This window comes from Halopiger goleimassiliensis (genome assembly GCF_000455345.1).
In the GTDB taxonomy this organism is placed as follows: domain Archaea; phylum Halobacteriota; class Halobacteria; order Halobacteriales; family Natrialbaceae; genus Halopiger_A; species Halopiger_A goleimassiliensis.
This window is the reverse complement of sequence record NZ_HG315690.1, coordinates 2,258,911-2,272,740: the sequence shown is the minus strand read 5'-3', so window position 1 is coordinate 2,272,740 and position 13,830 is coordinate 2,258,911. Positions and strand designations below refer to the sequence as shown.

Sequence of the window (13,830 nt, the reverse complement as noted above, 5' to 3'; positions counted from 1 at the left end):
CCGTGTCTCGAGCGAGGATTCGCGTGTCAACAGAGGGATTTCACTCGCGCTGGTGGACGGCGAGGTGTGGCCCCTCACCCGTCAGGCTGTCACACCCCAGGTGATGTGGTCCCACGTTCGTTCGTACACGTAGTAGGTTCCCGTTTTCAACAGGTTCGTGACGAGACCGATATTGAGCGCGTCACCTACGTCTCCGGTGACCACCCACGCGACAGTCACTGTAATCAGCAGCATAAACAGCCGATAACAGAGGGTTTTGACGATAGCCCGCTTTCGAGCCTGGAGGGTAGACCGAGAAATCACGCCGTGACCCATATCGTTCCGTTTCGGGGGGAGTTCCGTTAGTAACTGATAAAGGACACACTATTGCCGGATAGAAACCAATACTGGTTTCTTCACGCTGGTTCGATCCATTGCGGTGGATAACGCCCACACGCCGGTATTGGGGCCAGTAGTTCGTCTCACGGTGGAGCCGGATCGTGGGACCCTGTCACTACCCGTAAGCATTCAGGAGTATTCAGGCCCGTCATTGACCCTGGCCGACGACGTACTATCGCTCGACGGATGGCTCCCGACTACTACACGAAAGCGGACTTCGTCGACGACCTCGAGGTCGACCCCGAACGGTTCGACGACCGACCCGATGAGGAGACGCTCGAGACGGTCGTCTCCAACGTCGAAGAGCGGAACATCGACGTCCACGTCTTCGACGACGGGGACGCGGCTCACGACCACCTCGCCGACCGGATTCCCGAGGGTGCGGAAGTGATGGACGGCCACTCGACGACGCTCGAGGAGATCGGCTTCACCGACCACCTCGCCGCCGCCGAGGGCTTCGACTACGTGGGGAACGCGCTCGAGGAGATCGACGACGACGCCGAGCGGTTCGATCGACGGCGCGAGGCCACCACCGCCGACGTCTTCTTCGACGGCGTCAACGCCATCGCCGAGAGCGGCGAGATTCTGGGAGCGAACGCACTGGGTAATGCCGTCGGCGCGTGGCCTTTCGGTGCCGACTCGCTCGTCCTCGTCGCGGGGACGAACAAGATCGAAGCCGATTGGGAGGCGGCCGTCGAGCGCGTCCGCGAGTACGCCCTCCCGCTCGAGGACGCCCGCGCACAGGAGGTGTACGGACAGGGCAGCGTCGTCGGCAAACTCGTCTCGCTCGAGTACGAGCGGGTCGACGATCGGACGCAACTCGTGTTGATCGACGAGGACCTGGGCTTTTGAGCCGTTCGGGGATCGGGGTCGCCACCAACGGTCCACAGTCGGGCGAGGAGTTACGGCACCCGACGTCGTACCCGACGACATGACCGGTACCGACGCGCTCGGGACGGTGGGACCGTACCGGATCGAGGACCTCGAGGGCGAGGAGCGCGGGCTCCGCGTCGGCTGTGAGGCCCACGACGAGTGGGAGGAGTTCGAACCCGGCCGCCGTTCGGTCGCGTTCTACTGTCCGGACTGTAGCCTCGAGGTGGAGGTGCGACTGCACGACGACCTCGACTGGCGGGACTGGGGCGAACGCTGTTAGCGAGCGTTCTGCGGGAGACGCGGTCGGTCGCAAGAACCGTCTGACGACCGGGCGTCGGGTAACGTTCGTCAGCAGCCCGGCCCACACAACCGATAGAACCCCATCGTAACTGCAGCGAGAGGGGTAAAGACGACGAGGGAGACGACGGCGACTGCAAAGGCAGTTCGACGGCTATAGATCCGTGCTGCGACCAGGGTTGGAACGCCAGCGAGTACTACTGCGGGGACGACTGCCATGAAGACGAGGTCGGGAACGTGCGTATCGAGGCCGGACTCGTCGAAGCTGACCAGCGAAACGACCTGCACTGGAACGAGCAGGACGAGCGCGAGGAGCCAGGAACCGGCGAAGCCGGCGTCCCGGCGTTCCGGGGGACGAATACCGAATCGATGAGCGGACATACGGGAACGATCGGACCGGAATAGGAAAACCCCTGAGTGAACTACAAGAGCTGTTTTACCTGCCACCATCTCGCGGTCGGCGACTCCCGCCCTCGGACTCCGAAAAGTCGCTTACCGGCCGTCAGAGCCGCTTGCTCACGTACGGCCCGTCCTGGTGGTAGCCGAGTTTCTCGCGGTAGTACTCGCGGGCACCGATGCCGGAGATGACGCTGACCTTGTCGTAGCCGGCGTCGGCAGCGAGTTCCTCGGCTCGCTCCATCAGTCGGCGACCGTAGCCCTGGTGCTGGTGTTGGCCCGTCTCGTCTTCGCCCTCGTCGCCCATCGCGACCTCGGAGCCGTAGACGTGGAGTTCGCGCACCAGGGCGGCGTTCTCGAGTTCCGGCCGAACGGGATCTACGTTGGACGGGTCCGACGAGGATCGCCTCGTGGTTCGAGAGAGCGAAGCTCTCTCGTCATCACGAAAGCCGCTTCCCGGCTTTCGATCGACTCCGCTCGGCTCACCGCTCGGGAACCGCAGTCGGCAGAATCCGACCAGAAGGTCCTTGTCGAAGTCCTCGAACGAGATGAAGTGTTCCGTGCCGCCGCAGGCGTCGTAGGTCATCACGTCGAGGTCGACGCTCTCGGGCTCCTCGTCGTTCATCCCGACCTCGCGACAGCGGATGCAGTCGCAAGACCAGCCGTGTTCCTCCATGCGCTGGCGGGCGAGTTGCCGGAGGTTGGATTTCCAGACGCCGGCGTCGATGAAGTCGGCGGGGATGTCCCGCTGGACGCGCTGCAGGCGCGTGTACCGGGGGATCATGTCCTTGATCTCGGCGATCAGCTCGGCGGCCTCCTCGTTGCCCAGCGGCTCGAACTCGCCCCGGTGCCACCAGTCGTAGGTCGCCGTGTCCCGGACGATCAGCATCGGGTAGATTTTCAAATAATCGGGCTTCCACTCCTCCTCTTCGAAGATGCGCCGGAAGTCCTCGAGGCACATCTCCTTGGACATTCCGGGCTGGCCGGGCATCATGTGGAAGCCGACCTTGAACGCCGAGTCACGCAGGCGGCGGTTGGCGTCCATCGACTCCTGGACGCCGTGGCCGCGGTGCATCTCGCGGTTGATCCGCTCGTAGGTCGTCTGGACGCCGACCTCGACCTTCGTCCCACCCAGATCGAGCATGCGATCTATCTGCTCGGGGTCGCACCAGTCGGGTTTGGTCTCGAAGGTCGTCCCGATGTTGCGGACGTCCGCGGTCTCGTTCTCGGCGATCACGTCCTCCAGATACCGGAACTCGTACTCCTCGGGGTCCTGCGCGAAGCTCTCGCCCTCGGCCGGTTCGGGCTCCTTCTCGACGTCGTAGTCGTTCATCGCCTCGAGCGCGCGCTTGACGAACCACTCCTGGTAGTCGTGCGAGCGGGCGGTCATCGTGCCGCCCATCAGGATGAGTTCGACCTTGTCGACGGGGTGGCCGATCTCCCGGAGTTGCTCCAGCCGGAGCGTGACCTGCCCGTACGGATCGTAATCGTTCTGGACCCCGCGGGCCGCCGCCGGCTCCTCGCCCGTGTAGCTCTGCGAGGAGGAGAACTCGGAGTCGGGACCGCCGGGACAGTACAGACACTTCCCGTGGGGACACCGCTCGGGCGAGGTCATGATCGCGACCGGCGAGACGCCCGATGCGGTGCGGACGGGTTTGCGCTGGAGCACCGCCTCCAAGTCCTCGCGGTGCTCCTGGGGTGCGTAGTCCAGCAGTTCGGAGTTCTTGGGTACCTTCGGGGCCGAGTGCTCCGAGCAGGCCTCGAGTTTGGCCTTCTCGACCTCGTCGCGGTCGATCTCGCCCGCGAGGATCCGCTCGACGAGCGTCTCACAGACCTGCTGGAACGCCTCGGTCTCCGTCGGGTCCGCGTCGGAATCGGGCGTCTCGGTACTCACTACACGGGACTGGTCGCCGGTCGCGAATAAGCGTGTCGGACATCGCTCTGCCGGGCCGACGCGGATTCCGGTCGTCCTGGCTCCCGTTGGATCGACGTTCGTTTCGTCCAGAGCGACACGCGGACGAACGCGTGTGGTTTTCACTCGCTGGATCGAAACGGAAACCGATGCGAGAGATCGAGACCTCGTACGTGATCGAGCCCTCGTCTTCGGCTCTCCTCGAGTACATGTCGCCGCGGCGGATCCTCGAGGCCGCCGAGATCTACGAGATCCGCTCCCACGAGACGACGGGCCACGGCGAGGAGTTCACCGTCGCCTTCGAGGACACCGAGATGCGGATCGCGTTCGACGAACTCGAGCGCGGCTACGCGTACACGTTCGTCGACGGCGGCGAGATGTTCGCCCACCGGGAGACGACGATCACCGTCGACGACGGCGACGAAGCGACCGTCGACGTGACGACGCGGTACACCTTCGACTCGTTCTGGTCGTTCGTCCTCGATCGACTGGCGGCAGGAACGGTCACGACCGAACTCGAGCAGACGGTCGGCAACATGGTCGCGGCCGTCGCCGAAGCCGAGGGCAACGCGGTCGGCCCGGACGACGATCGAACCGACGAGCGCGACGAGTAACGCTCGCGAACCAGCGGCGTCGTGGACGCAACCGACGGACCTCAGACGGTCGTGAACTCCGAAACCGTGCCCGATTCGTCGAAGCTGTAGATCGAAAGCGGTTCGTCGCCCGGCGGCCCCATTCCCGGCGAGTTGCGCGGCATGCCCGGGGCGGCGATCCCGTCGACGTCCGGCTCCTCGGCGAGCAACTCCTCGACGGCCTCGAGCGGGACGTGGCCCTCTACCAGGTACGAACCGACCTCGACGGTGTGACAGCTGGCGGCGTCGTCCGGGACGCCGAGTTCGTTCAGGACCGCGCCGCGGTCGTCGGTCTCTTCGCGTTCGACCGCGAGCCCGTGGTCCTCGAGATAGCTGGCGTACCGCGAACAGCAGCTACAGGAGGGATCGTAGTGCTGGACGACGGTTTCGACGGGGAGCGTGCCGGACCAGGCCCACCCCGCCGCGTCGGTTTCGGGGTCGGCTTCGGACCCGGTCTCGGAGTCGTCGGGGTCGGCTTCGGACCCGGTCTCGGAGTCGTCGGGGTCGGCTTCGGACCCGGTCTCGGAGTCGTCGGGGTCGGCTTCGGACCCGGTCTCGGAGTCGTCGCCCGAATCGCCGATACACCCCGCGAATCCCGCGAGGACGGCCGCCCCGACCGCGGAACACAGTCGTCGCCGCGTCGTCACCATGGTCGATCGTACCGGCTCGAGCGACATATACTCTCGTTTCCGTTCGTCCGCGATCGAGGACGCCGTGCCGCGAACCCGGTGCGAGGCGAGTCGCGCCGGGACGGACCGAAATCCGCTCTATCTCCCCGCCGGCGGCACGTAGCTGGAACCGAAAGGCCACGATTTAAGTACACTGTCTCGGAAGCTTATCGAAACTAGATGCCGCCCGAGTTGCCGGTCGTGTTGGCTGCCGTCGCCCTGCCGTTCCTCGCCGCCGCGGCGACGCCGATCCTGTATCGGCTCCTCGGCGAGCGGACCGGCTACGCCGGGGCCGCGGTCGCGCTCGCGAGTTTCCTCCTGCTGGCCACCCAGTACGGAGCCGAGGGCGTCGTCGACCTCCCGTGGATCCCCTCGCTCGAGATCGCGCTGCGCTTCTACGTCGACGGCTGGGCCTTGTTGTTCGCGATGCTGGCCTGTGGCATCGGGACGCTCATCTTCTGCTACTCGCCGGCGTACATGCACGGCGAGTCGAACCTGCCGCGCTTCTACGCCGCTCTGCTCGCGTTCATGGGATCGATCGTCGGCGTCGCGCTGGCGGCGGACCTGATCGCGATCTTCCTCTTCTGGGAACTGACCAGCCTCTGCTCGTTCGTCCTGATCGGTCACTACACGGCCGACGACTCCTCGCAGTACGCCGCCCGGATGGCGATGTTCGTCACCGTCGGCGGCGGCCTCTTCCTGCTGGTCGGACTGCTCCTCCTGTCGCTGGTCGCAGGCGACGTCCTCGCGACCGAGGCCGCCTTCACCTTCGATCTGGCCGCGATGCTCGAGAACGCCGACGCCATGGCTGCGGGACTCCGGGAACAGGGACTGTTCGTTCCCGTGCTCGCGCTGTTCGCGATCGGTGCGGGAACGAAGTCGGCGCAGGTCCCCCTCCACTTCTGGTTACCGAACGCGATGGCCGCGCCGACGCCCGTCTCCGCGTTCTTACACTCCGCGACGATGGTGAAGGTCGGGGTCTACTTTATCGGCCGCGTGCGCCCCATTCTCGTCGGCGAGGAGTGGCTGTTCCTGTTCGCGACGCTGGGGCTGACGACGATGACCGTCTGTGCGATCATGGCCGTCGCCGCGACGGACATCAAGGAACTGCTGGCCTACTCGACGGCCAGCCATCTCGGCCTGATGGTCGCCGGATTCGGGTTCACGTCCGTCTACGGCGCTGAGACGGGCGTCTTCCACCTGCTGAACCACGCGCTATTCAAAGCGACGCTGTTTCTCGTCGCCGGGATCGTCGCCCACGAGGCCGGCACCAGAGACGTCCGCGAACTCGGCGGCCTCCGCCGCGACCTCCCGATCACGGCGTTGATCACCGTCGTCGTCGCGCTCAGCATGGCGGGCATTCCGCCGTTCAACGGCTTCTACTCGAAAGAGTTGCTCTTCGAGGCGGCCGTCGAGGCGAGCCACTACCACGACATCGGCGTGCTAGGGTGGCTCTACCCCGCCGTCGCCGTCTTCGGGAGCATCTTCACCGTGCTGTACTCGCTGAAGTTCCTCTCGCTGTTCTTCGGCGACCGGCCGGACGGTCTCGGTCACGTCCATCGGCCCGCGACCACGCTCGTGCTCTCGCCGGCCGTCCTCGCCGCGCTCGCCCTCGTCGTCAGCGTCAGGCCCCAGGTAGCGATCGACGCCATCGTCCAGTCGGGCGTCGACGCGACCGCCCTCGAGACCCACGAGATGCACGTCGGGGTTCCGACGTCGCTTTCCCCCGCCGCGGCGATGAGCGCGGTCACGATCGGGGTCGGGGTGCTGGCGTTCCCCGTCTACGATCGGCTCCATCGGGGGATCCGGGCGATTCCGCGAACTGCACCGCCGCTCGCGGCGAACTGGTGGTACGACGCGGTCGTCGGTAACCTGACGAGCGCCGGTGCCTGGTTCGGCGCGCGCGTCCACAACGGGTTGCTCCGGACGTACGCGACGTGGACGTTGCTCGCCACGGCAGCGCTTGCGCTCGCGGGGTTCGCAGCGGCACGGGCCATCGTTCCTCACGAACTGTTCGGGATCGACGCGCCGCCGGCGGTCGCGCTGGTCCTGCTCGTCGCCGTGATCGCGGGCCTGGCGGTCGCGCTCTCGCGGACGCACATCGCCGGCGTGCTCACGCTCTCGATTCTGGGATTCATGGTCGCCATCTTCTACATCCTCGCGAGCGCGCCCGACCTGGCGCTGACCCAGCTGGTCGTCGAGACGCTCGTCCTGTTGATCTTCCTGCTGGTGATCGAGGAAATTCCCGAGTACTACGAGGTCAGCCTCGGCAAGTACGCCCGCGACGCCGCCGTCTCGCTGACCGTGGGCGCGACCGTCTTCGTGGCGGTGCTGGCCTCGACCGACGCCCGACCGGACGGCCCTACGGAGATCGCCAGCGAGTACGCCAGGATGGCCGTTCCCGAGGGCGGCGGGACGAACATCGTCAACGTGATCCTCGTGGACTTCCGGGGCTTCGATACGCTCGGCGAACTCGCGGTGGTCGCGATGGCCGCCATCTCGATCCTGACTCTGATCGTCATGCGTTCCGGAGGTGACGAGGAGTGATCGTCGACGCGATTCGACCTCGAGCACGCCCCCGAACGGGAGGTGAGCCGCGGTGACGACCAGCGTCATCATGCGGACGACCGCCCGCGTGATCGTCCCGATCATCCTGGTGGTCTCGATCTCGCTATTCGTAGAGGGCCACAACCTCCCGGGCGGCGGCTTCATCGGCGGCGTCCTGACGACGACCGCGTTCGCGATCATCTACCTGGCGTTCGGGCTCGACTTCCTCGAGCGGGCCGTCCTCGCCCGAGACGTCGAACCGGGCAAGGAGCCCTCGAGAGACCGCGTCGTCCCGGCCTACCGGCGGGTCTTCGAGTACGGCCTGGCGATCGCCGTCGCCAGCGGCCTCGTCCCACTGCTGTTCGACCTGCCCTTCCTCACCCAGGACTACTGGGAATTCGAGGGCGTCCCGATCTACCATCACGTCGAGATCGCCAGCGCGCTGGCGTTCGACCTCGGCGTCTACTGCGTGGTGGTCGGGGGACTACTGACGATCCTCTCGGTGGTGGGTGCAGAATGACGGCCGTCGTCCTCGCCGCGGTGATCGGCGCGCTGTTCGCCCTCGGGACTTTCCTGTTGCTCCGGCGGGACCTGGTCCGAGTCGTCTGGGGGCTGGCGATCATCAGCCAGGCGGCCAACGTCTACCTGTTGTCGATGGCGGGAATCGCCGAGAGTACCGCCGACGCCGTGCCGGTCCTCGCGGGCCACGGCGACCACGTGCCGGAGACGGCCGATCCGCTCGTGCAGGCGCTCGTGCTTACCGCCATCGTCATCGGCTTCGGCATGACCGCCTTCGCGCTCGTGCTGTCGTATCGGGTCTACGAGGAACACGACACGCTCGACGTCTCCGACCTGGGTGATCGCGAATGACGATTCCGACGCAACAGATCGTTCCGACGCTGACGAGTTCGCTCGAGGCGACCCTGACGCCGCTGTCCGCAACGGCGGTCGGCACCGAATCCCAACTGGTGATCGCGCCGATGCTCGTGGTCCTCGTGGCGGCGGTCCTGAGCCTCCTGCTCGGCCGCTGGCCGCGGGCCCGCATCGGCGTGAGCCTCGCGGGCGGGGCGGCCTACGCGGTCGCCGTCGCCGCCATCGACTGGTACGTCGTGCTCGCGCCCGACGCGCCGGGGGCCGCGACCTACCAGGTCGGCGGCCTCCCCGCGCCGTTCGGCATCACGCTCGTCGCCGACGGTCTCTCGGCGTTCATGCTCACGATGGTCGCTATCTTGGGAATCGCGTCGCTGGTCTACTCGACGCGCGTGCTGCCCGAGATCGACCGACGGAGCTACTACTTCCCGCTGTTTCACTTCCTGGCGCTTGGCGTCACCGGCGCGTTCCTCACCGGCGACCTGTTCAACCTCTTCGTCTGGTTCGAGGTGATGTTGATGGCGAGTTACATCTTCGTCGCCTACTACGGCGGCCCCCAGCACACCCGCGCCGCCTTCTGGTACGTCGCGCTCAACCTGCTCGCGAGCGCGGTCTTCCTGCTGGGCGTCGGTGGCATCTACGCGACGACCGGGACGCTCAACATGGCCGACCTCTCGCAACGACTCGCCGACCCGGCGGCCTACGGCCTCGAGCCGGCACCGGTCGTCGGCCTCTTCGCCATGCTGCTGTCGGTGTTCGCGATCAAGGCCGGGCTCGTCCCGTTCCAGTTCTGGATCCCGACGGCCTACCGGGCCGCGCCGCCCCAGATCGCCGCCTTGCTCGCCGGCGCGACCAAGAAGGTCGGCATCTACGCGATCATCCGGCTCTCCTTTACCGTCTTCGCCGACGCCGAGGTGCCCGTCGAACTCGCCGTACCGGGGACGGAGCTGGCGATCGCCGGCGACTCCCCGCTCGCGTACGTCGGCGCGGCGCTGTTCGTGATGGCCGCCGCGAGCATCGTCGTCGGCGGCCTCGGGGCCGTGGGTCGGGACTCCATCGAGGGCGTGCTCGCGTACTCGAGCATCGGCCAGGTCGGCTTCATCGCGCTGCCGGTGGCCATCGCGGCGACGACGCCCGCGGTGCGCCAGTTCGCGATCGTCGCCGCGCTCGTCTACGCGCTCAACCACACGCTGGCGAAGGGGCTGTTGTTCCTGGCGGTCGGGACGATCCGTTCGGCGACCGGAACGAGCCGACTGGCCGACCTCGGGGGACTGGCGGGCCGCTCGCCGGCGCTCGGGGGTGCCTTCTTCGTCGGCGCGCTCGCACTCGTCGGCATCCCGCCGCTGTCGGGCTTTTTCGGCAAGTTCCTCGTCTTCGACGCCGCGGCTCGAGCCCAGGCGTGGGCGGTGATCGCCCTCCTGTTGGTGGGGTCGCTGTTGACCATCGCGTACGCGACGCGAACGTGGAACAACAGCTTCTGGGGTGCCCGGACCCCCGCGGTCGAGGACGCGACGCTCGATCACGTGCAGGTTGGCGTCGTCGTCGCGCTCGCGGCGGCCATCGTCGTGGTCGGCGTCGGCTTCCAGCCGGTCTACGAGTTCGCCGACGCGGCGGCGTCGGCCGCGCTGGACGCCGAGGCGTACGTCGACGCCGTGGATCCGACCCCCGCCGACGAACTGCCGGGAGGTGATGGCCAGTGACGACCCGCACCTGGCCGATCGCCGGCGTGGTCTTCGCCGTCCTGTGGATCTTCGTCCGCGGGGTCGAACTCACGGCGTCGGCGCTGTTCGGGCAGTTCCTCTTCGGGCTGGTCGTCGGCTTGCCGACCGCGTTCCTCTTCCGGCGACTCTACGCGAAGTACATCAACGTCCGCAGGGACGTCCGCGCGCTGCCCTACGCGGCGCTGTACCTCGCGACGTTCGTCTGGGAGGTCCTCCGCGCCAACGTGGACATGGTGTATCGGGTGCTCGCGCCCGGGATGCCGATCGAACCGGAAGTCATCCTGGTGCCGCTGCGGGTCGAGACCGACCTCGCGATCACGACCATCGCCAACAGCGTCACGCTCACGCCCGGGACGGTCACGCTCGACTACGTCGAGGAGGCCAACGCGCTGTACGTCCACGCGGTCGACGGCCGCGATCCGGAGGCCATCGTCGAGCCGATCCGAACCTGGGAGGGGTACGCCCTCGAGATGTTCGACGAGGAGGCCTCGCCGGCGGACGAACCGCGACCGATCGTCGTCTCCGGCGGCGACCACGAGGAGCGGTTGGAAAGCGAAACCCGGACGGACGGCGACAGCGGAGGTGTCGACGATGAGTGACCTCGTCGGGCTCGTCACCCTCGACGCCGTCGTCGCTGCGGCGGTGATCGTCGTCAGTGCGCTCTGTGTCTTTTGTAGCTACCGGGTGATCCGGGGGCCGACGAACCCCGACCGGGTGGTGGCGCTCGACGCCATCGCGACCAACGTCGTCGCCATCGCCGTCCTCTTCGCCATCCAGACCGACCGCGGGCTGTTCATCACCGTCAGCCTCGTCCTCGCGATCATCGGCTTCATCGCGACCGTCGCGGTCGCCAAGTTCGTCACCGAGGGGGAGGTGATCGAATGATCCGCGACGCCCTCGTGATCGCGCTGATCGTCGTCGGGGTGTTCTTCCTGACGGTCGGCACGATCGGCATGCTCCGCCTCCCGAACGTCTACAACCGGATGCACGCCACGAGCAAGCCCACGACGCTGGGAACGGCGGCGATCTTCCTCGCCGGCTTCGCCTACTTCGGGCCGGGCAGCGAGGGGTTGACGGCGCTGATCGGGATGGTCTTCCTCTTTCTGACCGTGCCGACGGGCGCGCACATGATCGCCCGCGCCGCCGAGAAGATCGGCGTCCCCTTCCTCGGGAGCGTCACCTGGCCCGACGAGTCCGCGCTGATCGAGGACCGGGACGACGACGCCGAACGGTCCGACGACTAGCACTCCCACTCTCGTGGGTCGAGCGTACCGCGCCGACCGACAGCGCTGCCGCTCTCGAGGCGCGGTGACTGCGGGGAGGAGAACGGAGCTTACGCGAGTGCGTCGACGAGTGCGTCGATCGCGGCCTCCCGGACGGCCTCGCGCTGGCCGGGGAGGAACTCGACGTGGCCGTCGGCACCGCCGACCACGCGAACGCCGGCGTCCGGGACGCGTTCGGCGATCGCGTCGCCGATCTCCCGGACGTCGACGTCGTCGGTCGTTCGGACGTGCAGATCGTCGTCGCCGACGCCCAGCGTCACGTAGGGATCGTCGGCGTGGTCGCGTTCGCGTCGGTGGAGTTCGTCGAGCAACAACACCGTCGTCGGGAAGTTGTAGCGGTGGGTAAAGGCGTCCGTATCGAGGATGGTGATCGAGACGCCGTCCCGACCCTGGATCGTGCTGTTCTCCCGGGCCGTCTCGAGTTCGGTCTCGAGTTTCGCGCGGAACTGTTCGGAGACGTGGGCCGCGAGGTTGCCGGGCTGGTCGTCGGTCGCGGCGGCCTCGCCGTCGAACAGCAGGTCCGCAACCAGCTTGCGCTTGTCCTTGTAGGACTGGTAGTAGGCCTCGAGCGCGACGGCTTCGCGCCGCTCGCTGATCGCGGTCTCGTCGTAGCCGGCCTCGGTGGCCAGTTCGCTGTAGGCCTCGGGGGTGTTCTCCCAGTAGCTGACCGCCGGGAGGTGCCGGAGGTCGTCGCGGACGTCCTCGTTGACGTGGGCGGCGACGTTCGCGGCCAGCGCGGTCGAGGTGAGATCCGCGACGTCGGCCCCCTCGAGCGACGGTGCGACGGCGACCGAGACCGCGTCGGCGACCGCCTCGTCGGCGCGGCTGTCGTCGATGACGACGGCCTCGGCACCGTACAGCGAGAGCAGTTCGTAGCCGTCGATCGACTCCTCGGTCGAGCCGGCGTCGACGAGCACGACAAGCGGCAGCTGTTCGCCGTGGCGGTCGCGGGCCTCGAGCATCGAGGTGACGTCGTCCGTGGCGGCGTCCATACCGTAGACGCGGCTGTCGAGCGGTCGGCGCTCGAAGTAGTGGTACTCCGCATCCTCGCGGGTGTGCTTCTCGCGGATCAGCGGCAGGACGGCCCGCTCGATGGCAGCGCCGGCGACGTAGCCGTCGGCCGTCGCGCCGTGGCGGACGACGACCGGTCGCGCCTCCATGACGGCGCGGCGAATCGCGGTCGCCGCGTCGGCGAGGTGGCCGACGACCGACGTGACCGCACCGTGTTCGGCCAGGGTCGACACCTCGGTCGGGCGGGCCTGCTGTTCGATGGCGCTCTCGAGTCGGTCGAGGACCGACTCGCGGTCCTCGCCCTCGAGCACCTCCAGGGACTCGGTCTCGATCTGGAGGTCGCCGTGGTGGCGTTCGACCTCGCCCTCGAGGGCGACGACGTCGTCGACCTCGACCGCGGGGTAGGCGCGGACGCCGGCCTCCTCGAAGGCCGCACACTCGACGGTGCCGGTCTCGTCGCGGAGTTCGAACACCGTCGGGCCGCTGGTCTGTCGGATCCCGGTGATCTCGCCCTCGAGGCGGACGACGGAGCCGACCTGTGTATCGATCGCGTCGATCGTCGTGCGCTTGAGCGCCGGTTCCGACTCGGGCGTAGCGTCGGCCGCGTCGTCGGTCGCCGTCCCCGCCGTCGCCGTTGTCGATTCGGTCGCGACGGCGGCGCTGCCGGCGGCGACGGCCTCGGCCGAGCCGCTGGTCCCGGACTCGTCTGCCGGGGCGGTCTCGTCGACAGTCGGCTCCTCGGGCGTCGGTTCGTCCTCGGCGTCGGACTCGACGGCGGGTTCGGCGTCGTCGGTCTCGTCCTCGAACTCCTCGGGACGGACCTCGCCGTCGGGCGTCTCGATCAGTTTGCCGCGGAACTCGCGTTCGCGCTGGCGGATCGACCAGCCCAGATCGACGTTGCCGTTGTCCCGGACGTCCAGGACCTGGACGAAGACGTCGTCGCCGGGCTCCCAGTCGAGACTCTCGAGTCGTTGATCCAGTTCGCTTCTGTGCAACAGACCGGTCACGTGGTCTCCGACGTCGACGAAGACGCCGAAGTCGGCGTAGCCGTCGACGGTACCCCGGTAGTATCGGCCGGGGGTGAGCTGCGAGGGAGCAGTGCCACGGAATTCGAAGACAGCGTCTTCCTCGTGGCTCTCGCAGATCTCGCCGTCGACGGGCGTGCCGCAGATGATACAGTTACCCATCTACTCGCTTCAAGCAGGTTCGTCCTAAAACGGTTGTCGAAATGCGATCGACTCA

General features: G+C 67.4%; 14 protein-coding genes and 2 pseudogenes. 10 read left to right on the top strand and 6 right to left on the bottom strand.

Features of this window, described 5'->3' with window-relative positions; translation table 11 throughout:
• Window positions 1-81: 81 nt before the first annotated feature.
• Complete coding sequence (locus TX79_RS11125; RefSeq protein WP_049927513.1) at window positions 82-315, bottom strand: DUF2061 domain-containing protein; 234 nt, start codon at window positions 313-315, stop codon at window positions 82-84.
• Between the two features lie 249 nt (window positions 316-564).
• Here TX79_RS11125 and TX79_RS11120 point away from each other — a divergent pair, with 249 nt between their 5' ends.
• Window positions 565-1,230 carry a lactate utilization protein gene (locus tag TX79_RS11120; RefSeq protein ID WP_049927512.1) on the top strand — a complete coding sequence of 222 codons (666 nt, stop codon included), beginning with the start codon at window positions 565-567 and terminating at the stop codon, window positions 1,228-1,230.
• Between the two features lie 79 nt (window positions 1,231-1,309).
• Window positions 1,310-1,531 carry a hypothetical protein gene (locus TX79_RS11115; protein WP_049927511.1) on the top strand — a complete coding sequence of 74 codons (222 nt, stop codon included), beginning with the start codon at window positions 1,310-1,312 and terminating at the stop codon, window positions 1,529-1,531.
• Between the two features lie 68 nt (window positions 1,532-1,599).
• Here TX79_RS11115 and TX79_RS19315 read toward each other — a convergent pair whose 3' ends face one another.
• The 3 genes and pseudogenes from TX79_RS19315 to TX79_RS11110 all read right to left on the bottom strand — a co-directional run.
• Window positions 1,600-1,929 carry a hypothetical protein gene (locus TX79_RS19315; protein WP_154660504.1) on the bottom strand — a complete coding sequence of 110 codons (330 nt, stop codon included), beginning with the start codon at window positions 1,927-1,929 and terminating at the stop codon, window positions 1,600-1,602.
• 121 nt (window positions 1,930-2,050) lie between these two features.
• Window positions 2,051-2,323: pseudogene (locus TX79_RS20100) on the bottom strand (GNAT family N-acetyltransferase); the annotation flags it as partial.
• Between the two features lie 108 nt (window positions 2,324-2,431).
• Window positions 2,432-3,838: pseudogene (locus TX79_RS11110) on the bottom strand (tRNA uridine(34) 5-carboxymethylaminomethyl modification radical SAM/GNAT enzyme Elp3); the annotation flags it as partial.
• 167 nt (window positions 3,839-4,005) lie between these two features.
• On the opposite strand from TX79_RS11110, the gene TX79_RS11105 reads away from it, so the two are divergent.
• Complete coding sequence (locus TX79_RS11105; RefSeq protein WP_049927509.1) at window positions 4,006-4,470, top strand: hypothetical protein; 465 nt, start codon at window positions 4,006-4,008, stop codon at window positions 4,468-4,470.
• A gap of 41 nt (window positions 4,471-4,511) precedes the next feature.
• On the opposite strand, the gene TX79_RS11100 is transcribed toward TX79_RS11105, so the two are convergent.
• Complete coding sequence (locus TX79_RS11100; protein ID WP_049927508.1) at window positions 4,512-5,138, bottom strand: DUF411 domain-containing protein; 627 nt, start codon at window positions 5,136-5,138, stop codon at window positions 4,512-4,514.
• A gap of 198 nt (window positions 5,139-5,336) precedes the next feature.
• Between TX79_RS11100 and mbhE the strand changes: the two genes are divergently transcribed.
• The 7 genes from mbhE to mnhG all read left to right on the top strand — a co-directional run bounded on the left by mbhE (window position 5,337) and on the right by mnhG (window position 11,538).
• Window positions 5,337-7,703, top strand: coding sequence for a hydrogen gas-evolving membrane-bound hydrogenase subunit E (gene mbhE, locus TX79_RS11095; protein ID WP_049927507.1), 2,367 nt, complete (start codon window positions 5,337-5,339; stop codon window positions 7,701-7,703).
• A gap of 70 nt (window positions 7,704-7,773) precedes the next feature.
• Complete coding sequence (locus TX79_RS11090; protein ID WP_049928365.1) at window positions 7,774-8,223, top strand: MnhB domain-containing protein; 450 nt, start codon at window positions 7,774-7,776, stop codon at window positions 8,221-8,223.
• A complete protein-coding gene (locus tag TX79_RS11085) occupies window positions 8,220-8,573 on the top strand; it encodes a sodium:proton antiporter (protein ID WP_049927506.1) in 354 nt (117 codons plus the stop codon). Before TX79_RS11090 ends, TX79_RS11085 begins: the two co-directional genes overlap by 4 nt.
• Before the next feature lie 62 nt (window positions 8,574-8,635).
• The gene (locus TX79_RS11080; protein ID WP_230198591.1) at window positions 8,636-10,273 is read left to right on the top strand and encodes a complex I subunit 5 family protein; all 1,638 of its coding nucleotides are present in this window, start codon (window positions 8,636-8,638) and stop codon (window positions 10,271-10,273) included.
• Entirely contained in the window at window positions 10,270-10,893 is a 624-nt protein-coding gene (locus TX79_RS11075) for a Na+/H+ antiporter subunit E (RefSeq protein WP_049927504.1), read from the top strand. Before TX79_RS11080 ends, TX79_RS11075 begins: the two co-directional genes overlap by 4 nt.
• The gene (locus tag TX79_RS11070) at window positions 10,886-11,179 is read left to right on the top strand and encodes a monovalent cation/H+ antiporter complex subunit F (protein WP_049927503.1); all 294 of its coding nucleotides are present in this window, start codon (window positions 10,886-10,888) and stop codon (window positions 11,177-11,179) included. The genes TX79_RS11075 and TX79_RS11070 overlap by 8 nt, the downstream gene beginning before the upstream one ends.
• Complete coding sequence (mnhG, locus tag TX79_RS11065; RefSeq protein WP_049927502.1) at window positions 11,176-11,538, top strand: monovalent cation/H(+) antiporter subunit G; 363 nt, start codon at window positions 11,176-11,178, stop codon at window positions 11,536-11,538. Before TX79_RS11070 ends, mnhG begins: the two co-directional genes overlap by 4 nt.
• 89 nt (window positions 11,539-11,627) lie before the next feature.
• Here mnhG and TX79_RS11060 read toward each other — a convergent pair whose 3' ends face one another.
• Window positions 11,628-13,775 (bottom strand): DHH family phosphoesterase, encoded by a 2,148-nt coding sequence (locus TX79_RS11060; RefSeq protein WP_049927501.1) that lies wholly within the window; start codon window positions 13,773-13,775, stop codon window positions 11,628-11,630.
• Window positions 13,776-13,830: the final 55 nt, after the last annotated feature.

Excerpts from the sequence above, each read along its gene's own strand:
- TX79_RS19315 (WP_154660504.1), bottom strand. The coding sequence starts at position 1,929 with ATGTCCGCTCATCGATTCGGTATTCGTCCCCCGGAACGCCGGGACGCC.
- TX79_RS11090 (WP_049928365.1), top strand. The coding sequence starts at position 7,774 with ATGCGGACGACCGCCCGCGTGATCGTCCCGATCATCCTGGTGGTCTCG.
- TX79_RS11115 (WP_049927511.1), top strand. The coding sequence starts at position 1,310 with ATGACCGGTACCGACGCGCTCGGGACGGTGGGACCGTACCGGATCGAG.
- mnhG (WP_049927502.1), top strand. The coding sequence starts at position 11,176 with ATGATCCGCGACGCCCTCGTGATCGCGCTGATCGTCGTCGGGGTGTTC.
- mbhE (WP_049927507.1), top strand. The coding sequence starts at position 5,337 with ATGCCGCCCGAGTTGCCGGTCGTGTTGGCTGCCGTCGCCCTGCCGTTC.
- TX79_RS11125 (WP_049927513.1), bottom strand. The coding sequence starts at position 315 with ATGGGTCACGGCGTGATTTCTCGGTCTACCCTCCAGGCTCGAAAGCGG.
- TX79_RS11060 (WP_049927501.1), bottom strand. The coding sequence starts at position 13,775 with ATGGGTAACTGTATCATCTGCGGCACGCCCGTCGACGGCGAGATCTGC.
- TX79_RS11105 (WP_049927509.1), top strand. The coding sequence starts at position 4,006 with ATGCGAGAGATCGAGACCTCGTACGTGATCGAGCCCTCGTCTTCGGCT.
- TX79_RS11070 (WP_049927503.1), top strand. The coding sequence starts at position 10,886 with ATGAGTGACCTCGTCGGGCTCGTCACCCTCGACGCCGTCGTCGCTGCG.
- TX79_RS11100 (WP_049927508.1), bottom strand. The coding sequence starts at position 5,138 with ATGGTGACGACGCGGCGACGACTGTGTTCCGCGGTCGGGGCGGCCGTC.
- TX79_RS11120 (WP_049927512.1), top strand. The coding sequence starts at position 565 with ATGGCTCCCGACTACTACACGAAAGCGGACTTCGTCGACGACCTCGAG.
- TX79_RS11085 (WP_049927506.1), top strand. The coding sequence starts at position 8,220 with ATGACGGCCGTCGTCCTCGCCGCGGTGATCGGCGCGCTGTTCGCCCTC.